Below are 24217 nucleotides of genomic sequence, written 5' to 3'. Positions count from 1 at the left end.
AAAATCTGCAGGTCTCGCCGCGCGCAAACGCCCGCCAGGCAATGGCGCGCACGCTTACCTATTATTACGGCGTCCGAGCCATCGTGACCCGGACGCGCGCTCTATCAAGGTTTGTTCGATTCGAACAGGTCCAGGATCTGTTTCTTTTCGTTCGACGAAACGCTCGGCGGCGGCACCGCCGGCGGTGTCATGCCCGCCGGACCCACGCCGCCGACCGCATCGCTCACACCAGCAGTCGGATTCGCCGAGTCCAGACCGATGCTCGCGACAAAGCCATTGCCAGGAGTCATGTCGGTGTAGAACAGTTCGCCGTCGACCACCGACACGCCGTCCGGCTGCGCCGGCTCGCCCTGCGGCACGCCGCGCAACGCGCGCTGCATGTACTCGACCCAGATCGGCAACGCAAGCTGCGCGCCGAATTCGCGGCTGCCAAGGCTCTTCGGCTGGTCGTAACCCATCCACGCGACCGCCACCAGCGATTGCTGATAGCCGGCGAACCAGCCGTCCTTCGCGTCGTTGGTGGTACCGGTTTTGCCCTGCAGGTCCGAACGATGCAGCGCGTTGGTACCCGCGCCCGTGCCTGCCGTCGCGACCGAATGCAGCAGGCTGTTCACGATGTACGCGTTACGCGGTTCAAGCGTGCGCGGCGCATCGCGCCCGGCGGTCAGCGGCTGAGCTTTGGACAGCGGTTCGCCGCGCGCGTCGGTGACCTCGTTGATCAGATACGGATTGATCCGGTAGCCGCCGTTTGCGAACACTGAATACGCACCGGCCGATTGCAGCGGCGTGACGAGCCCCGCACCGAGCGCCATCGGCAGATACGGCGGGGTCTTATCGGCGTCGAAGCCGAAACGCTGCGTAACGAAGTCTTGCGCGTACTTGGTGCCGATGAACGACAGGATGCGGATCGACACGAGATTCTTCGACTTCTGCAGCGCGAGGCGCATCGGCATCGGCCCGTCCGGCTGGTCGTCGTCCTTAGGCTCCCACGCGTCGCCTCCCGGCGTGCTCGGCGGGAAAGACAACGGCGCGTCGTTGATGATCGTCGCCGGTCCGAGGCCCTTGTCCAGCGCCGCCGAATAGATAAACGGCTTGAAGCTCGAACCCGGCTGACGCCAGGCTTGCGTCACGTGATTGAACTTGTTCTTGTTGAAGTCGAAGCCGCCCACCAGCGCGCGGATCGCGCCGTCCTGCGGCGTCAGCGAGATCAGTGCGCCTTCCACTTGCGGCAATTGCGTGATCTGCCAGTTGCCTTTGTCGTCGGCAACGAGGCGCACGATCGAGCCCGGCTTGATCTTCGTGGCCGCCGCCGCGCGCGCACTCAGCGCGCCGGCCGCGAAGCGCAAGCCGTCGCCGCTGATCGTCGCTTCTTTACCGTCGACCAGTTGCGCCTTCACCTGTTTCGGACTCGCGTCCGTCACCACGGCCGCTATGATCTCGCCGTTATCGGGGTGGTCGGTCAGCGCGTCGTCGATCGTCTGATCGCGGTCGTCGCCCGGTGCGGGCAATTGCACGAAGCCTTCCGGCCCGCGATAGCCATGGCGCCGCTCGTAATCCATCACGCCCTTGCGCACCGCGCGATAAGCGGCGTCCTGGTCGGCGGAATCGATCGTGGTGGTGACGTTCAGGCCGCGCGTATAGGTTTCGTCCTTGTACTGCGCGTACATCATCTGCCGGACCATTTCGGCGATGTACTCGGCGTGCACGCTGTATTCGTTGCCCGGGTTCCGGGTGTGAATCTCTTCCTTCACGGCCTGGTCGTACTGGTCCTGGCTGATGTATTTCAGTTCGAGCATGCGCTTCAGGATGTATTCCTGACGGATCTTCGCGCGCTTCGGGTTGACCACCGGGTTGTACGCGGACGGTGCCTTCGGCAAGCCGGCCAGCATCGCCGATTCCGCGAGCGTGATGTCCTTCAGGTCCTTGCCGAAATACACCCGTGCGGCCGCGGCGAAACCATACGCGCGCTCGCCCAGATAGATCTGGTTCATGTACAACTCGAGGATCTGATCCTTGGTCAGCGCGCGCTCGATCTTGTACGCCAGCAACATCTCATAGATCTTGCGCGTGTAGGTCTTCTCGCTCGACAGGAAGAAATTGCGCGCCACCTGCATCGTGATCGTGCTCGCGCCTTGCGAGGCGCCGCCGTGCATCAGGTCGGCGGTGCCCGCACGCAGAATGCCCAGGAAGTCGACGCCGCCATGCTCGTAGAAGCGATAGTCTTCGATCGCCAGCACGGCCTTCTTCATCTGGTCGGGAATGTCCTGGAAGCGCACGATGCTGCGCCGCTCTTCGCCGAACTCGCCGATCAGCACGTGATCCGCGGTGTAGACCCGCAGCGGCACTTTCGGGCGATAGTCGGTCAGTGCGTCGAGCGACGGCAGTTGCGGCCCCATCACCACCAGCGCGTAACCGACGATCAGCGCGCCGACCACGGCGATCGTCGCCAGCAAGCCGACGAACCAGAGCGCGATGGACGCGCCGAACGAGCGGCGGCCGTCCTCGGCGTCGCGCGAAGCAGCGTTGCGTCCTGGAGTGCGGTGGTAGGAAGCCCGGTCTTCACCAGCCGGAGAATTTGAAGGATGCGGTCGTTTGATGATTGGCATGACTGGAATAGTGGGCGCGTAACTGAACGCCTTCTGCGCGCGCTCCTCGCGCGCGCATGGATCGGTCGTAGCGTCGTAGCGTGAGGACGCCGTTGCCGCATGCTTGCCGCAGCGCGAACCCATGGCCCACGGCACCGGCAGAATACGCGGCAAAAAACGACAAAAACAAACGGACTGCATGAGACGCAAAACACCATGCGGCCCTACGCCCCCGAGCGGCCGCACGGCGCGCCTCGGACGGTGTCCGGCGCAACGTAACAGCGCATTTTAAAGAAATCAAGCGCCGTCCAAGACAGTTTTTTTGTAAGAATTCCCTTCGCGCTGCTTGCTTTACACATATCGCGGGGGCCGCACAGGTGTTCGGCGCCGCCTGCCCGGGTTATCAACAGAAAATGTTGAAAGGCCTGTGGACAAGCCTGCCGGAAACACTACAACTCATTGATGTGGCGGCATTTTCATGCCGCGCCCGTTTCGCATCGGCGCGACTCGTCATATGATGGGCTCGGCGCATGAGTCGCCACCGACGCGCGCAAACGGCGTACGCCAAACGCACGCGATAAACTACCAATGCCAACAAGTACGCGAGCCGACCATGAACAACAAGCCAAGCGAACGCATCGTCGTATTCGTCACGACCGCGCAGAAACGCGCGATCACCGCCACCGCCGAGAATCTCGGCATTAGCGTCAGCGAACTGATGCGGCGCGCTGTGTTGAGCTTCGGGGCGACCAGCGAACAGGTGAAAGCGGCCAGCATCGTCGACCGGCTGCGCGCGCCGCGCGAGCCGGACGCGCTGAACGCAGCGCTGCAACGGGTCGCGCGCGGCACGCGGCACGCGCGGGCGGCGCAGCCCGTAGCCTTGCAAACGCGCCGCGGCAGTCAACTAGCCGCCCCAGCCGATGGCGCGGCCGCGCCGGAACTCGATGGACCGGGGCGCGCAGCTGCAGCGGCAGACCCTGCGCCGTTGTTGCCGGCCGGTGTATTGGCCGCCCTCGCCGCCGCTGCCGACGAAGAAGCCACTGCGGCAGCCGAGGCCGTGTCCCGCGTCACAGCCGCCAAGGCTGCGGCTGCTGCGGAATCGGCGCCGGCGCAAGAGGCCGCGGAGGACGCGCAAACGCAAGTGCAGCCGCTCAGCGTGCTCAAGCGCCCGCGCATCGACGCCGCTCGCGACGAAGACAATCCGCACGGCGATCCAAGCACCGGAGGTAGCCGCTTCGCCTGAAAGGCGTTATGCGGAAACGACGCGGCGAGAATCAGCGGTTGCGCACCACGACATTGCCAGGCTTTCGGCATTGCAAGGTGATGCACTCACAGACCGCATAGGCTGGCAACTGCGAAACACTGGCGGTGCCCGTGCCAGCGTGCCTTCATGCGCGGAAAATCCCGCATGAGCGCACGCTTCCCCTCCGCGCCCGACAACTGCTCAGGCGCGCCTCACACTCCATCCGCATTTCACATTCGCGACACCCTTTGCGAGCAGAGTTCGCGATTACGTCATCATGCCCTTTAAGCCGTTTTTAAGAGACTGCGTGGTGTAATATCCGCGAGCGACTGAATTCCCGTCGCGCGTTTTAACTGTTGGGGACTGTTTGCAAACCCGATTTGCAAACCTGGTTTGCAAATTCGGACAATTTACGGCGCCGCTATTGCAATCAGGGTATGCGCCCCGAACTCCGGGGCGACTGCTTGCGCAGCTTCGCGCGCAGCGGCGTAAAGTAGCAGTTGAAAGCAGTTAAGCGCGCCGGATTATTCAGCGCCGATTACATTCTTTGGAGGTTTTCATGTCGCTTTTTGACAGCATTTCGCGCACGCTTAAAGGTCTCCTGAACGATGCGGCCGATTCGGTGCAAGACCCGTCGCGCGACTCGCGCCAGATCGTGCGCGAACTCGACGAGAGCATCGCTAAAGCTGAGAACTCGCTGATCGAGATTCAGGCACAGGTCGCCACGCAGCAAAGCAAGCGCGATGTTGCCGCGGACAAGGCGAAGAAGTACGAAGACGGCGCGAGACGCGCGCTGCAATCCGGCGACGAAGCACTGGCGCGTGAAGCCCTCGGCGCGCAAGCCACGGCCGAAGCCGAACGCGATGCGCTCGCTAAGGAACTGACCACGCTGGAACCATCGGTCGACCAGTTGAAGAGTCAGATCGAAGACATGCGCGGCCGTCGTAACGACCTGAACGCACGCTCGAACATTCTGCAAGCCAAGCAGCAGATCGCCCAGGCCAAGGATGTCGCGGCAACCGCGTTGGGCGGTATCGGCGGCAAGAATCTGTCCGAAGATTTCCAGAAGCTGGAAGACAAGGTCGCGCTGTCGAATGCCCGTTCCGACGCGCGCCTGAATACGGCTGACGTGAAGAGCGGCAAGGCGCTCGACGACAAGCTCGCGGATCTGAACCGCGGCCCGTCGGTCGAAGACCGACTCGAAGCGTTGAAGAAACAGATCAATACGCCGGCCCAGTAATTGCGCCTGCAGTATCGCGTTGAAGTAGTTCGCAGTATGAGTGTCAAGCAGCGTCGGCATGGTGCGCGGCGCCGCACGTTTCACCGGCGTTCCGGGTGTATTTCGACACACCCGCCGACACACCCGCCACATGCGCTGTAACCGGTGCGCCGGCGGTCCGGCCGCCGGGCCGCCGGAATCGATTGCCAAGGAGACGGGCGCGCAGCGCCCGGCCCGTATATGAAAAAATTTCTCGCAACCGCGTTCGCCTCACTGCTGCTGGTGTCAGCCGCGGCGTTCGCCGTACCGACGGTTCAGCAGATCGAATCCGCGATGGCGCAAGGCAACTGGCAACAAGCCGACGCAGGCTTGAGCGAAGTGCTGCAAGCGCATCCGAACAATGCTCGCGCGCACTATCTGTACAGCCAGGTGCTCGATCGCGAAGGCCGTTCCGCCGATGCGCTTGCCCAGGTGCAACAGGCCAAGACGCTCGACCCGCAAATCCGCTTCACCGACCCGACCCGTTTCGCGCAAACCGAAGCGCGGATCCGCAAGAACGCGGAACGCGCCAGCGGCGGTGGCGGCAACGTCACGAGCCGCGCGGCCAACCCGTTCGTGCAACAGAATGCGCCGGCCGTGCAGCAACAGTCGGCGATGGTGCCGCAGGCGCCGCAACGGCATGGTCCGGGAATCGGCATGTGGATCGGCATCCTGCTCGTGATCGGCGTGATTGCGCTGGTGCTGCGCTGGACACTGCGCCGCGCCCGCTCGCAAGACGATTCGCGTGCCGACGACGATCGCCGCGTACAACTCAAGCGCGCGACCGAGATGCTGAACGCCGCGCGTTCCTTGAAGCTCGACGTCAAGCTCTCCACCGTACAAGGGCATGAAGCGCTGGAGAAGGAAGTCGAAGCGACTGAAGATCAGTTGCGTGGCCTCGTGGAAACGCTGTCGAACAGCAAGAATCCGGTGCCGCCGTATCAGCTGGACGAACTGGAGCAGCGCATCGCCAGCATGCGCGCACGCGCTGAGGGACGGCCCGATCCGTATGCGGCGCCTGCCACGAGCGCGCAGCAGTCGCCGTATGCGCAGGAAGCCGAGCGTTTCGGCAATCCGCCGCAGGCGCCCTATCCGCAGCAAGGTCCTTATCAGCAACAACCACAGGTGATCGTACAGCAAGGCGGCGGCGGTTTCGGCGGCGGCATGGGCGGTTTGCTGACCGGAGTGTTGCTCGGCGAAGCATTGAATTCTGGACGTGAGCGCGTGGTGGAGCGCGATGTGATCGTCGATGACGAAACGCGTCGCCGCGGCAAAGACGATGGTAATGGCGGCGTCGATTTCGGCCAGGGTTCGAACGACTGGAGCGATAACAGCGGCGGCGGCGTCGATATGGGCAGCAACGACGACTCCGGCGGCTGGAGCGATACCTGAGCTGCTCCCTCGCTACACCACAATGAAAACAGGCTCCTTCACGGAGCCTGTTTTTTTATGCCGTCTTGCTACGCCCTCGCCGCTTCATGTTGCGCAAGCAGCACTGAGCCCGCGAACAGCCTGACGATAAAACGCTCCGCATACGCGATCAGCGCTTCCCGGCGCGCGGCATTCGCGGCGATGTATTCATCCGACAGATGAAACAGTTGCAGCACGATCTGCGTGCAGACTTCATCGACGGTTTCGCGGGCGAGCGCCGGCATCAGATTCAGTTGCACGACGTCGTCCGCCATTTCCGCCGACACCTCGTGGAGATTCTCACGCACCGCTTCGCGCAGCGCCGGCGACGTGCCGTGATACTCGGCTAGCGCACTGCGGAACGCTTCGCGGCTTTCCAGGGCGAACTCGAAGAACGCGACGCACGCACGGCGCGGCACGCTATGCGGCTCGTCGTGCGCGGCCAGCCAGCGCTCGCGCCGCAGCATCGGCCGCAAGCGGCGGCTCACCGATTCGACCGCTTCGCGCGCGAGGTCGTCGAGCGTGTCGAAATGACGATAGAACGTGTTGGGATTCAACCCCGCCTCGCGCGCCAGCTCGCGCAAACCCAGGCTCGCAAAACTGCGGCCTCCCGCGGTCAGGCGCAACGCGGCTTCGATCAGCTTGCGCTTGCCGGGCGCCAGTTCCTGTCCGGCGGTGGCGCCGTGGTCGGCGACAAGCGCCGCTTCGGGTACGGATGTCATGAGGTTTCGATCAGGGCGCGGCACGCGCGTTTAATATCGGTACTCTAAACGATCTTGACGCGAAGTGTACAGTTGTCTACCCTGCGCGTTATGCTGCAGTAGACACCTGTAGACATTCGAATTCTGCAGCCCCCTTTTTGCACACCTTTGCCCAACGCCGGAGACCCGCTGTGACGCCTGCCACACCTGCCTCACCTGCCATGCCACGCATTGCCATCGTCGGAAGCGGTTTCGCGGGCATCGGCATGGCGATCCGTCTTCAGCAAATGGGCATCACGTCGTATGCGGTCTATGAGGCGGCCGGCGACATCGGCGGCACGTGGCGCGACAACACCTATCCCGGCGCGGCCTGCGATGTGCCGTCGCATCTGTATTCGTTTTCTTTCGAGCCTAACCCGGCGTGGTCGCGCGCATTCGGTAGCCAGGCCGAGATTTTCGCGTACCTGAAGCATTGCGCGCGCAAGTATGGTGTCGATCGTTTCGTACGTTGCAACGCACGCGTGGCCGCCGCGCATTTCGATGAAGCGCGGCAAGTATGGCAAGTCGAGATCGATTCGAACGGCGTGCGCGAAAGCATCGAAGCCGACGTGGTGATCGCCGCGAGCGGTCCGTTGTCGCGGCCGGCCATGCCGCAAATTGCCGGGATCGAGCGCTTCGAAGGCAAGCTGTTTCACTCGGCGCGCTGGGACCATGCGTATCCGCTCGAAGGCAAGCGCGTCGCGGTCATCGGCACCGGCGCGAGTGCGATCCAGTTCGTGCCGCGGATCCAGCCGCGCGTCGCGCGGCTCGAACTGTTCCAGCGCACCGCGCCCTGGATCATGCCGAAGCCCGACAAGCCAATCGGCGCGCGCGCGTTGGCTGTTCCACCATCTGCCGTTCACGCAGCGTTTCGTCCGCAATGCGATCTACTGGCAACTCGAATCGCGTGCGATCGCGTTCGTCGTCAATCCGAAACTGATGAAGTTTCCGATGAAGTTCGGCCTGAGCTATCTGGAACGGCGCGTCAAGGATGCGGCGCTGCGCGCCAAGCTGACGCCGAACCACCGGCTTGGCTGCAAGCGCGTGCTGCTGTCGAGCGACTACTATCCTGCGCTCGGTCAGCCGAACGTCGACGTGGTGACGACCGGCATCCGCGAGATCGTCGCTGACGGCATCGTGACGGACGACGGCGTGCATCACCCGGCCGACGCGATCATCTGCGGCACGGGCTTCCAGGTCAACGACGTCGGCGCGCCGTTCGACGTGACCGGCATCGACGGCGCCGATCTCGGCGCAATGTGGTTGCGCGACGGCCCGCAAGCGTATCTCGGCACCAGCGTCGCGAACTTCCCGAATTTTTTCATGATGGTCGGCCCGAACACCGGCCTCGGTCACAACTCGATGATCTACATGATCGAGTCGCAGGTGCAATACATCGCCGATTGCCTGCGCGTGCTGCGCCGGCGTAAGGCACGCACGATGAATCTGCGGCCCGACGTGCAGCGCGACTTCAACGCGCGTTTGCAGAGGGAAATGCAGCACTCCGTCTGGATGAGCGGCTGCCATAGCTGGTATCAGACGAAGAGCGGCAAGGTGACCGCGATCTGGCCAGGCTTCACGTTCAGTTTTCGCAAGCACACGCGCCGCGTGCGGCTGCGCGATTACCGCTTTGTGCCTTGATGCGCCTGGATGTCGCTCACGGCTGAGGGGCCGTTCGTCGACGCTGCAGGCGCGATCCAACTCGAACTAAAAAGGGAGACAAAACTATGGCAAGCCTGGAACCTGCTACATCTGCTACGTCCGCCGCATCTGCGCCGCTGCGGCGGCGCTCGCTCGCCGCGCGTCTCGGCATCACCAGCGTGCCGCGCGCCGAATTGCAGCGGCGCTATACGCAAAGCGGTTCGAAGTTCGTCAAGATCATGGGCGCCGACGTGCACTACGTCGATGAAGGCAGCGGCGACACGATCGTGATGATTCACGGTTTCGCGTCTTCGCTGCATACGTGGAATCGCGTAGCCGACGAACTCAAGGGCGCTCATCGCGTGATCCGCCTCGATCTGCCGCCGTTCGGCGTGACAGGCCCGCTGCGCTCGAGCTCGGGCGAGATCGAAACGATGAATCTGCCGACCTACCGGCGCTTCATCGACACGTTCATGCAGGCGCTCGGCATCTCGCGCGCGACGCTGATCGGCAACTCGCTGGGCGGCCTGATTTCGTGGGACTACGCGGCGCGCCATCGCGAGGCCGTCGAACGGCTGGTGTTGATCGACTCGGCCGGGTTTCCGATGAAGCTGCCGATTTACATCGGTCTTTTCAACAGCGCGCTGGTACGAATCAGTTCGCCGTGGTGGCTGCCCGAAGCCATTATCAAGAGCGCGGTGCGCAACGTGTATGGCGATCCGCGCCGGCTCGACACGGCGACGCTGCGGCGTTACATCGAATTTTTCCACGGCGAAGGCACGCGCGCGGCGATCGGCAAAATGGTGCCGACGCTCGATTTCAAGGATGTCGATACCGACGTGCTGAAGACGCTCGACGTGCCGTCGCTGGTGCTGTGGGGTGCGAAGGACCGCTGGATTCCGCCCGCGCACGCGGCGGAGTTCGCGAGCCGTATTCCGGGCGCCAGGTCGGTGATGTATCCAGAGCTCGGCCACATCCCGATGGAAGAAGCGTCCGAGCGTGTGATGGCCGATCTGCGCGCGTTTCTCGGAGCCAGTGCCACGAGGGCCGCGGCCACTGCGGCTACAGCAAGCGCGAGCCGCTCGCCGGTTTGATGCGGCGTTCTGGATCTGCCTGAAACAACAGACGCATCGCCGCGTGCGTCAGTCGCACGCGGCGCGTTGAACCATCACCCGTTGGAGTTGGGGTAGCCGACATAAACACGGGTCGCGTAGGCGAAGTCGACCGTGCCGTTTTGTGCGGTGCTGTCGAACAGTTCGCGCAGCGCGACCATCATCGGCTCATAGTTCGTATGCCCCGCTTTCGGCGCATACGACGACGACATCAAGCGCCCCTTCAGGCCTTCAAAGTCCAGTTGTTGCCGGTTCGGGAAGCTCGCCTTGTACGCGAAGCCGTCGCCGAACCATGCAGCCATCGATTCGTCGTCGCCATAGCGCTCCGACACAGCCGTGTAGTCGACGCCGTACTTTTTCAGCAGCGCCTCGAAGCCGACCAGAAACGGCGTGCCCTCCAGCAGGCGGCTGTTCCAGAACAGCGCGACCAGACCCTTCGGCTTCAGGATGCGTGCAAACTCGCGGCTCACCACTGCGTGATCGAACCAGTGGAAGGCCTGGGCGGCGATCACGAACTCGACGCTGGCGTCGTCGAGCGTAGTCGCTTCCGCGGTGCCCGCTACACTGCGGAACTTGCCCCACCCCGCGAGCCACACGTCCGATGCCTCGCGCATCGCCTGATTCGGTTCGACCGCGATCACCGGATGGCCTGCCTCGAGAAACAGCTTCGCTGAGATGCCTGTGCCGGCGCCGATATCGGCCACCAGAGCGTGAGGCGCAACCCCGCAGGTGTCGTGCAGGAACGTCACGACTTCGCGCGGATAGCTCGGCCGGTACTTGACGTAGTCCGCGACACGGTCGGTGAAACGCTGGGTCGAATCGCTCATGGGCGCGTCCTGTGCGAGCTTTGGGGAGGGTTTTACGTTACCCGAGTTGAACGGCCGGTGCATGACGATGCGCTTTCACCCGCCGCCGAGCAAGCGCAGCAGGCCCCAGAAAAATTTGCAGAGCGTTACGATCAGCTCCCACAGATGGTAGAGCTGCTGCCAGCCCGAGACGCGGGCGAAGGAGTCGATCATGGGTCGCCGGTGAGAGAAAGATGGCTGCGGGGAACGTTTGGGGCCGGGGCAGCGATGTGCGGGGCCGTGCCGGTGTCGGTCGTCTCGCACTTGTACTGCGGCACCGGGCCACGCCTGCGCCCTGCCGAATCCCACATCATAACGACCGCGGGATACCCCGTATCAAGTCGTTTGCAAGTTTGCCGTAAACACATCGAGAAGACGCGGCATCCGTGCCGGATGACCGTGCTAATTGACTGTGCTAACCGCGCCATCAAGGAGACGTACATGACGCGCTTCAGCTTTCGCCGCGTCGGCCGTTCGCAGACGGTGGTCGGCGACATAGCCGCGCAAGCGGGCAAACTGGGCATTGAAATCTGCGACGTATCGGGCCACGTCGAAGAAGTCGCCGCGCGCGTGCAGCGTCAGGCACAGGTATGCCGCACGCTGCGCGAGTCCGCCGCTCAAACGCTCGCGGGCAACCACCGCATTGCCGCCGCTGCGCGCGAAATGCGTAGCGTGTCGGCTGAAGCCGCGACCGGCGTGCAGGAGTCGCAGCAGACGCTGGAAGCGTCGCTGGCCGACATCCACGGGCTCGTTGAAGGCGTAACAGTGATCGAGAGCCAGATCGGCGCGCTGCGCAGCGCGCTTGCGCATGTGAGCAGCGTCTCCGAGGAGATTTCGCTGATTGCCCGCCAAACGCATCTGCTTGCGCTGAACGCTGCGATCGAAGCCGCGCGCGCCGGCGATTCCGGCAAGAGTTTCGCGGTGGTGGCGGCCGAAGTGAAGAACCTGTCGGCGAAGACCGCGCAGGCGACCGGCCAGATCGAGACGACGCTGGCGCAGCTGACCCGGCAGACCGAGCAGTTGATCAGCGAAGGTTCGGTGAACACAGCGCGGGCGCACCGGGTACGCGAGGGCACACGCAAGATCGGCGACGTCGTGCATGCGACGGGCGATGCGATTGCGCAGCTCAACAACGAAGCTGGGCAGATTGCCATGTTGACTGGCGAGATCGAGACGCAATGCGACGGACTCGAGGCGCAGGTGCTGGAGATGGCGACGGGCGTCGAGAATTCGAGCGAGAACTTCGTGCAGGCGAAGGATCGGCTGGGGAATTTGCTTAGTGTTTCCGAGACGTTGATCGAATTGACTGCTGCGACCGGTGTGGAGACGGCGGACACGCGGTTTATCGAAGCTGTGCAGCAGGCCGCGGCTGCGGTGGGCAAGTTATTCCAGGCCGCTGTTGCGCGAGGTGAGGTGTCGATCGAGGACTTGTTCGATCAGAATTATGTCCCGGTAGTTGGGAGCAATCCTGCTCAGTTCATTACCAGGTTTACTGCCTTTACCGATCGGGTTTTGCCGGCGATTCAGGAGCCTTTGCTCGGGCTCGATCCGCGGGTCGCGTTTTGTGCGGCTGTCGATGTGCGCGGCTATCTGCCTACGCATAATCTGAAGTTTTCTTTGCCGCAGCGCGAGGATGTGGTCTGGAATATGGCTAACTGCCGGAATCGACGGATGTTCGATGATCGTACCGGGATTGCTGCTGCTTCTCATGTTAAAAAGTTTTTATTGCAGACTTACAGGCGCGATATGGGCGGTGGCGAGTTTGTTTTGATGAAGGATGCGTCGCCCGTTTTTGTTGCCGGACGGCATTGGGGTGGGGTTCGGATTGGTTATAAGGTTTAAGCTTTTTTTGCCTTTTGCGGCGGCATGCTTGTTTGCCTGCGGCGTTGGCCTTTCCTTGATTTGATATTGGTTTATTAGCGTCGCCCCTGTGCGGGGGCACCTACTTTTCTTTGCCTGCCGCAAAGAAAAGTAGGCAAAAGAAAGCGGCTCAAACCGCTAGCTCTTAAGCGGGTCCCCTGGCTTGGAGGAGGCAGTGGAGCATCTGGAATCGGTGTTCTCGCACATTCAGCCTCGGTGACAAGGCAGTCATGCTTCCGGCGACGCTGCGCGCGCCGTAGCGGTACTTCCCAACACCGATAGCAGATTGGCGCCTCCGGCATCATCCTTCCAGCCTCGCACTGCGTGCTCGCCTGAACGGTCTGTCAGGCAAACCAGGGGCTTCGTTTTGGTTTGGTGGGGGCCATCGGCTGCGCCTCGGCGAGACGTTGAATTGTGGAAGTGCGGGCCACTTCGCCGAACGAAACGCAGCCACGAGTTACGCCAACGGAGCAAAGGAGCGCAGCCGCGAGTTACGCTAGCGCAGCAAAGGCAAGCCGTTACGCTTGAACGATCGCTGGCGCCGGAAGCACCCAACGGACCCGACGGTTTTATGAAGTACCGCTGCGGCGCGCGCAGCGCCGCCGGAAGTATGACTGCCTTGTCACGAGCGCCGAATGTGCGAGAACACCGATTCCAGATGCTCCACTGCCTCCTCCAAGCCGGGGGACCCGCTTAAAAGCTAGCGGTTTGAGCCGCTTTCTTTTGCCTACTTTCTTTGCGGCAGGCAAAGAAAAGTAGGTGCCCCCCCGCACAGGGGGAACGCTAATAAACCAATATCAAATCAAGGAAAGGCCAACGCCGTAGGCACACAAGCATGCCGCCGCAAAAGGCAAAAAAACTTACACCGCCATAACAGCCCGCTTCCTCTCCGCCCTCTGCATAAAATAATTCCCCACCACCACCCCAACCGTGACAACGGCAATAAACAGGGTAGCGAGAGCATTCATCTCAGGATTCAACCCAAGCCGAACGCGAGAAAACACGACCAGCGGCAAAGTAGTCGACCCAGGTCCGGACAAAAACGCCGACAACACCAGATCGTCGATAGACAAAGTAAAAGACAACAACCACCCAGACACGAGAGCCTGCGAAATCAACGGCAACGTAATAGAGAAAAACACCCTAACCGGCGTAGCCCCAAGATCAAGCGCAGCTTCTTCAAGAGAAGGATGCAACTCCTTCACGCGGGACTGAACAATGATGGCCACATAAGAAATACACAACATCACGTGTCCGATCCAGATCGTGAAAATGCCACGCCCGGCGGGCCATCCCAGCCACTTGGCCATTTCGATGAACAACAGCAACAGCGAAATCCCCTGAATCACCTCGGGAATCACCAGCGGCGCATTGATCATCCCGGTATAGAGCGTGAACCCTCGAAATCGCCCCATCCGCGCGAGCACAAACCCAGCCCATGTGCCGATCACAACCGACGCAAACGCCGTCAACAACGCAACGCGCAACGACAACCACGCGGCAGCAATCAACTCACCATCCTGCAACAACGCGGCATACCACCGCGTAGAAAACCGCGTCCACACCGTGACCAGCTGCGACTCGTTGAACGAATACACAACCAGACTCACGATCGGCACATACAGAAACAAAAATCCAATCCCCAATGCGATGAACTGCAAAATCCGGTTCGGCTTCATCAGCGCCCTTCCTCCATCGCCTTGGCCTGCGAGTACTGGAAAAACGCCATCGGCACCAATAACAACAACACCATCGCGCACGTCACGGCAGACGCCATCGGCCAATCGGCATTGTCGAAAAACTCATTCCACATCACACGGCCAATCATCAGCGTGTTCGCGCCGCCCAGCAATTCAGGAATCACGTACTCGCCCACCGCCGGAATGAACACCAGCAGGCACCCGGCGATGATGCCGTTCTTCGACAGCGGCAACGTGATCTGCCAGAACGCCTTCCACGGCTTCGCGCCGAGGTCGTAGGCGGCTTCCAGCAAGGTCATGTCCATCTTCACCAGGTGCGCGTACAGCGGCATCACGAGGAACGGCAGGTACGAATACACCATGCCGATATAAACCGCCGCATTCGTGTGATACAGCTCGATGGGCGTATGAATCAGCCCGGTCGACATCAGGAAGTTGTTCAGCAAACCGTTGTTCTTCAGAATCCCGATCCACGCATACACGCGAATCAGAAACGACGTCCAGAACGGCAGCATCACCGCCATCATCAACAGATTGCGGCTCGCCGGATTCGATCGCGCGATGTAGTACGCCATCGGATAGCCGATCAACAAACAGAGCAAGGTCGATACCGCCGCCACCACCACCGAATTCACGTAAGTCGCGAAATACAGGCTGTCGGTCAGCAGAAACGCGTAGTGCGAAAGATCGAGCGCGACGTGAACCACGCCGTCCGTATAGGTCGTCAGTTCCGTATAAGGCGGAATGCCGAGCTGCAGATCGGCGAAGCTGATCTTCACGACCAGCAGGAAAGGTACGAGGAAAAACAGCAGCAGCCAGACGAACGGCCCGGCCACTACCGCAGTACGGCCGGTCAGGTTGAAACGCCGCACCGGCCACGATGCCAGAGAGCTCATCGAGCGCTTCATGATGTCAGCACCACGCCGGCCGATGCGCTCCAGCGCACATACACTTCGTCGCCCCAGGTGGGCGGATCGATCTCGCTCAATGCGAGACTCGTGACATTCGCGATCACCGTTTTACCGGCCTCGAGCTTCACGTGATACAGCGAATAGCCACCCATGTACGCGATATTCGTGACGACGCCCTTACCCCAGTTGTACGCGCCTTCAGGCGGCTTGCGCGTAAGCGAGATGCGCTCGGGCCGCACCGAGATCGTCACCGGCATGCCGAGCGGACCGGTAATGCCGTGGCTCACGTAGAGGCGGCTCGGCAGATCGGGCGTTTCGACGAACACGTGATCGGGTTCGTCTTCGACGACGTTGCCTTCGAACAGATTGGTCGAGCCAATGAACTCGGCCGAAAAGCGGCTGTTAGGATATTCGTAGACTTCGTGCGGCGTGCCGAGCTGCACGATCTCGCCTTCGCTCATCACGGCGAGGCGCCCAGCCATCGTCATGGCCTCTTCCTGATCGTGCGTCACCATGATGCAGGTCACACCGACCTTGTCGAGAATGTTGACCAGTTCGATCTGCGTACGCTGACGAATCTGTTTGTCGAGTGCGGACATCGGCTCGTCGAGCAACAGCAGCTTCGGCCGCTTGACCAGCGAGCGCGCGAGCGCGGCACGCTGCTGCTGCCCGCCGGAGAGCTGATGCGGCTTGCGCTTGGCGAAGCGGCCCATCTGCACGAGTTCGAGCGCGTTCTGCACGCGCTCTTTCATTTCGGCTTTCGGCACGCCTTCCTGCTTGAGACCGAAGGCAACGTTAGCCTCGACCGTCATGTGCGGGAACAGCGCATACGACTGGAACATCATGTTGATCGGCCGCCGGTATGGCGGCAACTGCGCGAGATCTTCACCGTCGATCAGGATCTTGCCCGAGGTCACGCTCTCGAGACCGGCCAGCATCCGCAGCAAGGTCGATTTGCCACAGCCGGAGCTGCCGAGCAGCGCGAACAACTCGCCCTTTTTCACCGACAGATTGACCTGCTTGACCGCCACGGTCTCGCCGAATTTCTTCACGACATCGACGATCTGGACGAAGTTTTCCGCTGCGTCTTCGGCAACGGCGCTGAGGCCCGGGGACCGCAAGCCGGCCCCTGCCAGCGCGCCCAACTGGTCGCTACTCATCATAATGCTGCTTCACTCCGGCGTTTGACGAACAAAGCCCCCGGTGGACACCGAGGGCTTCATGATGATACTTACCCGTTCACAATGGCCGCAGGTTCAGCGGCCGGACTTGAATTCAGTCCACAGCCGCGTTTGCAGCCGCTGGATTTCCGGCGGCAGGGGCTTCAGCAGGAACAAGGTCTTGATGACGTCAGGCGACGGATACACGGCCGGGTCGTTCGCCACGTCCTTGTCCACGTACTTGCGCGCCTCGAGGTTGGTGCTCGGATAGTAGACGGCGTTGGTGATCGCGGCGTGCACCTGCGGCGTTTCGATGTAGTTGATCCACTCGAGCGCGGCTTCCTTGTTCTTGGCGTCCTTCGGAATCGCCATCACGTCGAACCACACCGGCGCGCCGCCCTTCGGAATGTAGTACTCGATCTTGTAGGCCTTCTTCGCTTCGACCGCGCGATGCTTGGCGATCACGACGTCACCCGACCAGCCGTACGCGAAGCACACGTCGCCGCCGACCAGGTCGTTGATATAGCCCGACGAGTTGAACTGGGTAATGTACGGGCGGATCTTCTTCATCATGTTAAGCGCGGCGCGGTAGTCGGCCGGATTCGTGCTCATCGGATCCTTGCCGATATAGTGCAGCGCGGCGGCGAACATCTGGTCCGGTGCGTCGAGCACGGACACGCCGCAGGCTTTCAGCTTCGAAATGTTTTCCGGCTTGAAGAGGACGTCCCAGTTGTCGAGCGGCACGTTCTTGCCGAGGATCTGCTGCGCCTTGGTGACGTTGTAGCCGAGGCCGGTCGTACCGTACGCCCAGGGCACCGTGTACTTGTTGCCCGGGTCGGCGCCGGCCACCAGCGCCATGAGCGACGGGTCGAGGTATTTCAGGTTCGGCAGCTTCGATTTGTCGAGCGGCGCGAAGATGCCCGCGGTGATCTGCTTGCCGGCGTAATTGCTGGTCGGCACGACGATGTCGTAGCCGGAATTGCCGGTAAGGAGCTTGGCTTGCAGCGTATCGTCGCTGTCGTAGTTGTCGTATTTGACCTGGACGCCGGTCTGCTTGGTGAAGTTCGGAATGGTGTCCTTGGCAATGTAATCGGACCAGTTATACACGTTTAGCTGCGTGTCTTTCGCAGCGGCCGTCAACCAAGGCGTCGCACACAAGACCAGCGCCGCCACTTGCCCCACTACTCGTTTTTTCATTCCGTTCTCCGATTCTGACCGGCCGAGCCGGCCTCTTCCTCATTCACGCCGCGATACAGCACGCACGGCTCCCCTGAAAAACCCGAAAACTACCATTAATTATTGCGCGCTTCAAAAAAAATGCCAGGCTGTCGCGCAAACAGCACAGCGTAAGCCGCGCCGCAACAAAATGGGCGCAATTTTAGCGGGTTATCGGCCCGTGTCTACCCGAAAAAAACGCTAGTGTCCGTCGCGGTGTTGTGTCGTTGTCACGTTACACCCGCAGTTTGCACTTTGGTTGAACAGCACGGCTCCCATCAACTGCTGGCTGCAAGCCAGGTAGGGCGGACCCTGCAATTGCCGCTTGCGATCATGCCGTTGATTCGCCAGACGCCGGACGCCCGCCAGATGCGCGGCTGGCGCATGCGCGGCCTGCCGCTCGTGCTGGCCGGGCTGTCCGACGCGTTCCTTGTCGTATTGAACGGCGCGCTGTTGTGGCCACCGTTGTGGCAATTGGGATTCGGCGGTTGAAGCACTTTTTTGTTTGAACAGCTCGGTCTATTCGCGAATGAAGCCGTTTTGTAAGCATTCTCTTAGTATCTCCCGATGACATGCGACGCCGGTCGATGCGCCGCCATACCGGTTGTACTTCCGCGTTCGCGGCTGCTCGCGCTGTCCGAGGCGAATGCCGGCGCCCAGGGCGGCGCTTGCCGGGCTACCTCATGCGTCCGCGAGGCGCACGCGCTACATCGGTTAACATGGCGGATCTCCGCTTCCCGCCCCAAGGTTTCCGATGGCTTCGAATCTCCACGATCTTCCCGACAGCCCGTGCATCGGCGTCTGCTCCACGCTCTTCGACGAGGTCTGCAAAGGCTGCGGCCGCACCGCGGCTGAAGTGTCCAATTGGGTGTTCCTCAGCGACGAGGAAAAGCACGCTGTGTGGGTCCGCATCGAGCAGGACGGCACGGCAATGCGCTTCAAGTACGACAAGCTGTAACCGCTGCTCGGCCCGGGTCGCGCTTGCAATAAGCGCTTGCAATAAAAAACGCCGGGAGCTCCCGGCGTTTTCGCTTTTTTGAGCGCTGAGCCGAAGAGGCTGCAATCAGAACCGCATACCGACACCCAGACCGACCACCACCGGATCGATACTCAGTCGGCCGAGCGACTGACCGCCGAGCGATGCATCCGTGTGCATCCAGATCTTCTTGATGTCCGCGTTGACGAACAGCGACTTGGTCACCTGCACGTCGACGCCGGCTTGCAACGCCGGGCCGAAGCTGTGATTCGTGATCGAGATCGGCTGGCCGCCGGCGTTCAGGCCATTGTTATAGAAATACGTGTAATTGATACCCGCACCGACATACGGACGGATACGCCCGGCGTGATTGAAGTGATATTGCAGCAGCAGCGTGGGTGGCAGAACGTTCACGCCACCGAGATTGCCGAGGCTCGACGTGAGCTGATGGCGCGACGTGCCCAGAATTAGCTCGACGCCGAGGTAATCGCGGATCATGTACGTCAGATCCAGTTCCGGCACGATGGCGTTGTTGACGCCCACGTTCAGCGCCGACAGCGATTGGTTGGTCGTCACGTTCGGTATGATGCTGATCGCCCGCAGACGCACCAGTACGTCGCCGGCGTGAATGCCGCTCATCTGGTCGTCGCCGGCGGCGTGCGCTTGCTGAGCCAGAGCGCCCGCGCATAGCAGGCTCGACGCGACGGCGGCGGCCTTGATTCTGTTCCTGAGCGAGTGCTTCATGTTCTTCCCCGAGTGTTTGTTTGCCTGCGGGGATTGTCGAAGGTCTCGCCAGCGTGCGCGTTGACGCGTATCAACCAAGCGAAAATGCCCGCCGCCCTGCGACTGCCGGTCGCGTCACACCGGTCAACAGCAATTCGATCAGATCGTGCACGCTGCGAATCGCGGTGCCGAACGGCAATGCTTCGCGGCCGCGGAAGAACAGACCATTGGCCACGTCGCCGCGCAACGCCGCGGCCAGTCGCGTATCGATGCAGAAGTGGCCGAATTTCTCGATACCGTCGCGCATGCCACAGACGCTCAGGCATTCGAGTGCTGTCGGACAGACATGTTTGAGCGCGCCGATCTTCTCGCGAATTTTTGTTTCGTTGCGCAGATAGCGCATCAACCAGGGCGTTTTCACGGCGCGCGCGGGCAGTCCCGTGACGCTGACAAACTCGACGATGTCATCGGGCGTTGCGTCTGCCAGCACGCGCTTGAAGTCAGGATGCGCATCGCCTTCTTCGGTGACGGCGAACGGCGTGCCGAGTTGCGCGCCGCTTGCGCCTGCGTTCAACAGCTCACGCACGGCTTCGTGGCTATTGATGCCACCCGCGACGATCAACGGTACGTCTTTGCGATCCAGGCCGAGCGACGTGAATACCGCATCGAGTTCTTCGATGATGCGAAAAAAGTCGAAGCGCTGGTCGTGCAGGTCAGCGAGGTTGGTCACGCCAAGGTGGCCGCCTGCGTGGGCCGGATGTTCGATCACGACGGCGTCTGGCAGACGGCCTTTTTTCATCCACTTTTTCAGCACCAGCGCAATGCCGCGGCTGTCCGACAGGATGGGAATCAATGCAATATCGTGGCCTTCGGTCATGTCGGGCAAATCGAGCGGCAGACCCGCCCCCATCACGATCGCGTCGGCACCGTTTTCACAGGCGACGCGCACGTAGTCTGCTTGCGCGTTGACGGCTTTCATCACGTTGACGGCGATCATCCCGCGACCTTCGCTGATCGCTTTGGCGGAGTGGATTTCGCGGGCTAGCGCGGTGAGGTTGGCTTGTTCCAGGGTGGCCCGGTCTGGGGTTTGACGGCAGAGTTCGATCAGATCGTGGTGGTGATGGCGCAGGTCGATGCTGGCGATGGTGCCGAGTGCGCCCTCGCGAGCGACGCTGCCGGCGAGCCGGTGAGCTGAGATGCCCACGCCCATGCCGCCTTGCACAATCGGCAGTAGAGCGCGGCCGCGGATGATTAGAGGTGGGAAGGAGTGAGAGGTAAGCATAGTGATCCGCTGGGTGGATTATCGAAACGGTGATAATCGGTCGTTACGCGCGGCTTGCGTTGCTTTGGGTCAAGGGGTTGGGTTGCGGGTTTGGTTTTCGGTTTGGTTAGTTGATGTTGGTCACTTCGTAGTGAGGTTTTTTTGTTTTTTTGCCTGCGCGGCGCTTTTTGGCTGTGTGCCTGCGGTGGTGGCCTTTCCTTGATTTCTTAGTGGTTTATTAGCGTCGCCCCTGTGCGGGGCAGGCACTTACTTTCTTTGCCGCCGCAAAGAAAGTAAGCAAAGAAAGCGGCTTCACACCGCTAATTCTTAAGCGGGTCCCCTGGCTTGGAGGAGGTAGTGGAGCATCTGGAATCGGTGTTCTCGCGCACTCCGCGCTGGTGACAAGGCAGTCATACTTCCGGCGGCGCTACGCGCGCCGTGGCGGTACTTCTCAAAACCGATGGGGCGTGCGCGCCTTCGGCATCATCCTTCCCACCTCGCACTGCGTGCTCGCCGGAACGGTTTGCAAGGGAAACCAGTGACTTCGTTTGCGCGCGGTGGGGGCCATCGGCTACGCCTCGGCGAGGCGCCAAAATTGGCTGGTGGTTTTGGAAGTGCGCTGAACGCAAGAAACGGCTAGCGGTTTTATGAAGTACCGCGTCGGCGCGCGCAGCGTCGCCGGAAGTATGACTGCCTTGTCACCAGCGCGGAATGCGCGAGAACACTGATTCCAGATGCTCCACTGTCTCCTCCAAGCCAGGGGACCCGCTTAAACGTTAGCGGTGTGAAGCCGCTTTCTTTGCTTACTTTCTTTGCGGCGGCAAAGAAAGTAAGTGCCTGCCCCGCACAGGGGCGACGCTAATAGACCACTAACAAATCAAGGAAAGGCCACCACCGCAGGCGTACAACCAAACAACGCCACGCCATAAAAAAAAGCCCACTTCAAAGAAGCAGGCTTTGCGACAAAAAAGTGAGGCAACGAACAGCTTACTGCACGCCTTGACTCAACAGGAAGTCTTCATAGTTACCACCGAAGTCATTCAACGTCCCGTCCGTACGCACTTCAATAATCCGGTTCGCCAACCCGCTCACAAACTCACGATCATGGGACACGAAAATCAACGTTCCCTCGTACTTATCAAGCGCGATCTGCAGCGACTCGATCGACTCCATGTCCATGTGGTTGGTCGGCTCGTCCATCAGCAGCACGTTGTGGCGGCCCAGCATCAGCTTGCCCCAGATCATGCGGCCCTTCTCGCCGCCCGACAGCACCTTCACAGACTTGCGGATGTCGTCGGCATTGAACAGCAGCCGGCCGAGCGTGCCGCGCACCATCTGCTCGTCGTCGCCTTCCTTGCGATAGCCGTCGATCCAGTCCATCAGCGTGACGTCGCTCGGAAACTCTTCGTACGTATCCTGCGGCATGTAACCGACATTCGCGTTTTCGGCCCACTTCACCGTGCCGTGATCGAGCGTGAGCTTGCCAAGCAGCGAGCGCAGCAGCGTGGTCTTACCCGCACCGTTCTCGCCGATGATCGCGATACGCTCGCCCGGCTGCACGCTGATGCTGAAATCGTTGAAGATCTGGCGCTCGTACTTCTTCGAAATCCTGTCGGCGACCACCGCGATGTTGTGCAGCTTCTTCTCGTACTCGAAGCGAATGAACGGGTTCTGCCGCGACGACGGCTTGAATTCCTCGATCTTGATCTTGTCGATCATCTTCAGACGGCTGGTGGCCTGACGCGCCTTCGACTTGTTGGCCGAGAAGCGGCGCACGAAGTCCTGCAGGTCGGCGACGCGCTCCTTCGCCTTCGCGTTGGCGTTCTGCTGACGCTCGCGCGCCTGCGTGCTGGCCAGCATGTAGTCGTCGTAATTGCCCGGATAGATCTTCAGCGTGCCGAAGTCCATGTCCGCCATGTGCGTGCAGACCTGGTTCAGGAAATGTCGATCGTGCGAGATGATGATCATCGTCGAGTTGTACTGGTTGAGCACGTCTTCCAGCCAACGGATCGAGTTGATGTCCAGGTTGTTGGTCGGCTCGTCCAGCAGCAGCACGTCCGGCTTCGAGAACAGCGCCTGCGCAAGCAGCACACGCAGTTTCCAGCCCGGCGCGACGTTGCTCATCGGACCGTTGTGGTCTTCGATCGCGATGCCGATGCCGAGCAGCAGTTCGCCCGCGCGCGCTTCGGCGGTGTAGCCGTCGTACTCGGCGAACTTCGCTTCGAGTTCGGCGGCATGCATGTAGTCGTCGTCGGTCGCGTCGGGGTTCGCGTAGATCGCGTCGCGCTCGGTCATCGCGGCCCACATTTCGGTGTGGCCCATCATCACGACGTCGAGCACGCGCACGTCTTCGTACGCGAACTGATCCTGGCGCAACTTACCGAGACGCACGTTCGGCTCGAGCATCACGTTGCCCGAGCTCGGCTCCAGATCGCTACCGAGGATCTTCATGAAGGTGGACTTACCGCAGCCGTTCGCACCGATCAGGCCATAGCGGTTCCCTTCCCCGAATTTGACCGAGATGTTCTCGAAGAGGGGCTTTGGCCCGAATTGCATGGTGATATTGGCGGTAGACAGCACGGCGCGTCCCTTTGAATGTGATATCGGCGAAAAACCGAACATTTTAGCAGGTTATCGCGAAACCAACCCGCACGCGCGCCTACCATCCGGCTTTAGCCGCCGCGTGGCGTCTGCAAAACGTCGATGAAAGCCGACAGATCGGCCTCGGCGAGGCCCATTGCCGCGCCGAGGCGCAACAGTTGCTGGACCGTCGAAGACACCGGCATCGGCGTCCCGGTTTCGTAAGCGGTGGCCGCAACCGTGTCGATATCCTTCTGGAACGTGCGAAACGCGCCGATCGGCGCGAGCCCGTTTTGCGTCATGCGCGGCACGAAAATCTGCAACAGCACCGAATCGGCCCAACCACCCGCGAGACCCTCGATCAGTTTCGCGGCGTCGATGCCGCTGCGTTGCGCAAGACTCACCGCTTCGGCGATCGCCGCCAGCGTCGCGGTGACGATGGTCTGATTGCAGAGTTTGGTGGTCTGACCCGCTCCGACCTCCCCCATATGCGTGACACGGGCCGCGTACGCGCCGAGCACCGGCCTGACAGCCTCGACATCCGCCGCGGCGCCGCCGGCCATGACCGCCAGCGTGCCAGCCGCGGCGCCCGCCACCCCGCCCGACACCGGCGCATCGATCCAGCCGACGCCAGCGCCCTCGCCCGCAACCGCCGCCGCACGCTGCGCGAGCGCGCGCGTCGCCGCCGGCGGGATGCTGGAGTGATCGACAATCCAGCGCACCCGGCCCGGTGCGCCGGCGCTGAGCAGCCCCGCGTCACCGAACACCACCGCTTCGACCGCTGCCGCATCCGCGACGCACAACAGCACCGCTTCGCAGCGCGCAGCCAGATCAAGCGGCGTAGCGACGACCTGAGCGCCGTCCGCCAGCAGCGCTTCCGCTTTGGCCCGCGTGCGGTTCCAGACATGCACGGTATGCCCTGCGCGCAGCAAATGCCGGATCATCGGCGCGCCCATCAAACCGGGACCGCAAAAACCAAGTTCCACTTTCGAGCCTC

Annotated in this window: 18 protein-coding genes and 1 pseudogene; 8 read left to right on the top strand and 11 right to left on the bottom strand. The window is 61.6% G+C overall.

All coding sequences use genetic code 11. The features are described 5' to 3' along the window. Nucleotides 1-104: 104 nt before the first annotated feature. Nucleotides 105-2606 (bottom strand): penicillin-binding protein 1A, encoded by a 2502-nt coding sequence (locus WN982_RS09830; RefSeq protein ID WP_341315763.1) that lies wholly within the window; start codon nt 2604-2606, stop codon nt 105-107. Nucleotides 2607-3198: 592 nt separating this feature from the next. On the opposite strand from WN982_RS09830, the gene WN982_RS09825 reads away from it, so the two are divergent. The 3 genes from WN982_RS09825 to WN982_RS09815 all read left to right on the top strand — a co-directional run bounded on the left by WN982_RS09825 (nt 3199) and on the right by WN982_RS09815 (nt 6478). After that, nucleotides 3199-3828 carry a hypothetical protein gene (locus tag WN982_RS09825; RefSeq protein ID WP_341315498.1) on the top strand — a complete coding sequence of 210 codons (630 nt, stop codon included), beginning with the start codon at nt 3199-3201 and terminating at the stop codon, nt 3826-3828. A 559-nt stretch (nt 3829-4387) separates the two neighbouring features. Next, the gene (locus WN982_RS09820) at nt 4388-5068 is read left to right on the top strand and encodes a PspA/IM30 family protein (RefSeq protein WP_341315497.1); all 681 of its coding nucleotides are present in this window, start codon (nt 4388-4390) and stop codon (nt 5066-5068) included. Nucleotides 5069-5287: 219 nt separating this feature from the next. Continuing rightward, nucleotides 5288-6478 carry a tetratricopeptide repeat protein gene (locus WN982_RS09815; protein WP_341315496.1) on the top strand — a complete coding sequence of 397 codons (1191 nt, stop codon included), beginning with the start codon at nt 5288-5290 and terminating at the stop codon, nt 6476-6478. A 68-nt stretch (nt 6479-6546) separates the two neighbouring features. On the opposite strand, the gene WN982_RS09810 is transcribed toward WN982_RS09815, so the two are convergent. Next, the gene (locus WN982_RS09810; protein WP_341315495.1) at nt 6547-7218 is read right to left on the bottom strand and encodes a TetR family transcriptional regulator; all 672 of its coding nucleotides are present in this window, start codon (nt 7216-7218) and stop codon (nt 6547-6549) included. Nucleotides 7219-7388: 170 nt separating this feature from the next. Here WN982_RS09810 and WN982_RS09805 point away from each other — a divergent pair. Beyond that, nucleotides 7389-8877, top strand: a pseudogene (locus WN982_RS09805) (NAD(P)/FAD-dependent oxidoreductase). A gap of 86 nt (nt 8878-8963) precedes the next feature. Further along, nucleotides 8964-9971 carry an alpha/beta fold hydrolase gene (locus WN982_RS09800; protein ID WP_341315494.1) on the top strand — a complete coding sequence of 336 codons (1008 nt, stop codon included), beginning with the start codon at nt 8964-8966 and terminating at the stop codon, nt 9969-9971. A gap of 74 nt (nt 9972-10045) precedes the next feature. Here WN982_RS09800 and WN982_RS09795 read toward each other — a convergent pair whose 3' ends face one another. Then, on the bottom strand, nt 10046-10816 hold the full coding sequence (locus WN982_RS09795; protein WP_341315493.1) for a class I SAM-dependent methyltransferase: 771 nt from the start codon (nt 10814-10816) through the stop codon (nt 10046-10048). Between the two features lie 459 nt (nt 10817-11275). Between WN982_RS09795 and WN982_RS09790 the strand changes: the two genes are divergently transcribed. Next, nucleotides 11276-12676, top strand: a complete 1401-nt coding sequence (locus tag WN982_RS09790) for a methyl-accepting chemotaxis protein (RefSeq protein WP_341315492.1) — start codon at nt 11276-11278, stop codon at nt 12674-12676. Between the two features lie 878 nt (nt 12677-13554). Here WN982_RS09790 and WN982_RS09785 read toward each other — a convergent pair. The 4 genes from WN982_RS09785 to WN982_RS09770 all read right to left on the bottom strand — a co-directional run bounded on the left by WN982_RS09785 (nt 13555) and on the right by WN982_RS09770 (nt 17662). Further along, nucleotides 13555-14373, bottom strand: coding sequence for an ABC transporter permease subunit (locus WN982_RS09785; RefSeq protein WP_341315491.1), 819 nt, complete (start codon nt 14371-14373; stop codon nt 13555-13557). After that, complete coding sequence (locus WN982_RS09780) at nt 14373-15302, bottom strand: ABC transporter permease subunit (protein ID WP_341315490.1); 930 nt, start codon at nt 15300-15302, stop codon at nt 14373-14375. Before WN982_RS09780 ends, WN982_RS09785 begins: the two co-directional genes overlap by 1 nt. Beyond that, nucleotides 15299-16465, bottom strand: a complete 1167-nt coding sequence (gene potA, locus WN982_RS09775; RefSeq protein WP_341315489.1) for a polyamine ABC transporter ATP-binding protein — start codon at nt 16463-16465, stop codon at nt 15299-15301. The genes WN982_RS09780 and potA overlap by 4 nt, the downstream gene beginning before the upstream one ends. 96 nt (nt 16466-16561) lie before the next feature. Continuing rightward, complete coding sequence (locus WN982_RS09770; RefSeq protein ID WP_341315488.1) at nt 16562-17662, bottom strand: polyamine ABC transporter substrate-binding protein; 1101 nt, start codon at nt 17660-17662, stop codon at nt 16562-16564. A gap of 273 nt (nt 17663-17935) precedes the next feature. Between WN982_RS09770 and WN982_RS09765 the strand changes: the two genes are divergently transcribed. Both WN982_RS09765 and WN982_RS09760 read left to right on the top strand, forming a co-directional pair. After that, nucleotides 17936-18172 (top strand): hypothetical protein, encoded by a 237-nt coding sequence (locus WN982_RS09765; RefSeq protein ID WP_341315487.1) that lies wholly within the window; start codon nt 17936-17938, stop codon nt 18170-18172. 262 nt (nt 18173-18434) lie between these two features. Continuing rightward, entirely contained in the window at nt 18435-18638 is a 204-nt protein-coding gene (locus tag WN982_RS09760) for a DUF1289 domain-containing protein (RefSeq protein WP_341315486.1), read from the top strand. Nucleotides 18639-18743: 105 nt separating this feature from the next. Here the strand turns inward: WN982_RS09760 and WN982_RS09755 are convergent, their stop codons facing one another. From WN982_RS09755 to WN982_RS09740, 4 genes are all read right to left on the bottom strand, one after another. Beyond that, nucleotides 18744-19400, bottom strand: coding sequence for an OmpW family outer membrane protein (locus tag WN982_RS09755; RefSeq protein WP_341315485.1), 657 nt, complete (start codon nt 19398-19400; stop codon nt 18744-18746). 70 nt (nt 19401-19470) lie between these two features. Further along, nucleotides 19471-20661, bottom strand: a complete 1191-nt coding sequence (locus WN982_RS09750; protein ID WP_341315484.1) for a nitronate monooxygenase family protein — start codon at nt 20659-20661, stop codon at nt 19471-19473. A 966-nt stretch (nt 20662-21627) separates the two neighbouring features. After that, nucleotides 21628-23196 carry an ABC-F family ATPase gene (locus WN982_RS09745; protein WP_341315483.1) on the bottom strand — a complete coding sequence of 523 codons (1569 nt, stop codon included), beginning with the start codon at nt 23194-23196 and terminating at the stop codon, nt 21628-21630. A gap of 116 nt (nt 23197-23312) precedes the next feature. Next, nucleotides 23313-24206, bottom strand: coding sequence for an NAD(P)-dependent oxidoreductase (locus WN982_RS09740; protein ID WP_341315482.1), 894 nt, complete (start codon nt 24204-24206; stop codon nt 23313-23315). Nucleotides 24207-24217 lie beyond the last annotated feature (11 nt).

This window comes from Paraburkholderia sp. IMGN_8, from assembly GCF_038050405.1.
Lineage (GTDB): Bacteria > Pseudomonadota > Gammaproteobacteria > Burkholderiales > Burkholderiaceae > Paraburkholderia.
Note: the sequence above shows the minus strand (reverse complement) of the source record. Positions and strands in the feature narration are given on the sequence as shown.

Excerpts from the sequence above, each read along its gene's own strand:
- WN982_RS09780 (WP_341315490.1), bottom strand. The coding sequence starts at position 15,302 with ATGAAGCGCTCGATGAGCTCTCTGGCATCGTGGCCGGTGCGGCGTTTC.
- WN982_RS09820 (WP_341315497.1), top strand. The coding sequence starts at position 4,388 with ATGTCGCTTTTTGACAGCATTTCGCGCACGCTTAAAGGTCTCCTGAAC.
- WN982_RS09755 (WP_341315485.1), bottom strand. The coding sequence starts at position 19,400 with ATGAAGCACTCGCTCAGGAACAGAATCAAGGCCGCCGCCGTCGCGTCG.
- WN982_RS09795 (WP_341315493.1), bottom strand. The coding sequence starts at position 10,816 with ATGAGCGATTCGACCCAGCGTTTCACCGACCGTGTCGCGGACTACGTC.
- WN982_RS09825 (WP_341315498.1), top strand. The coding sequence starts at position 3,199 with ATGAACAACAAGCCAAGCGAACGCATCGTCGTATTCGTCACGACCGCG.
- WN982_RS09800 (WP_341315494.1), top strand. The coding sequence starts at position 8,964 with ATGGCAAGCCTGGAACCTGCTACATCTGCTACGTCCGCCGCATCTGCG.
- WN982_RS09810 (WP_341315495.1), bottom strand. The coding sequence starts at position 7,218 with ATGACATCCGTACCCGAAGCGGCGCTTGTCGCCGACCACGGCGCCACC.
- WN982_RS09830 (WP_341315763.1), bottom strand. The coding sequence starts at position 2,606 with ATGCCAATCATCAAACGACCGCATCCTTCAAATTCTCCGGCTGGTGAA.
- potA (WP_341315489.1), bottom strand. The coding sequence starts at position 16,465 with ATGAGTAGCGACCAGTTGGGCGCGCTGGCAGGGGCCGGCTTGCGGTCC.
- WN982_RS09750 (WP_341315484.1), bottom strand. The coding sequence starts at position 20,661 with ATGCTTACCTCTCACTCCTTCCCACCTCTAATCATCCGCGGCCGCGCT.
- WN982_RS09760 (WP_341315486.1), top strand. The coding sequence starts at position 18,435 with ATGGCTTCGAATCTCCACGATCTTCCCGACAGCCCGTGCATCGGCGTC.
- WN982_RS09790 (WP_341315492.1), top strand. The coding sequence starts at position 11,276 with ATGACGCGCTTCAGCTTTCGCCGCGTCGGCCGTTCGCAGACGGTGGTC.
- WN982_RS09770 (WP_341315488.1), bottom strand. The coding sequence starts at position 17,662 with ATGAAAAAACGAGTAGTGGGGCAAGTGGCGGCGCTGGTCTTGTGTGCG.
- WN982_RS09815 (WP_341315496.1), top strand. The coding sequence starts at position 5,288 with ATGAAAAAATTTCTCGCAACCGCGTTCGCCTCACTGCTGCTGGTGTCA.
- WN982_RS09785 (WP_341315491.1), bottom strand. The coding sequence starts at position 14,373 with ATGAAGCCGAACCGGATTTTGCAGTTCATCGCATTGGGGATTGGATTT.
- WN982_RS09745 (WP_341315483.1), bottom strand. The coding sequence starts at position 23,196 with ATGCAATTCGGGCCAAAGCCCCTCTTCGAGAACATCTCGGTCAAATTC.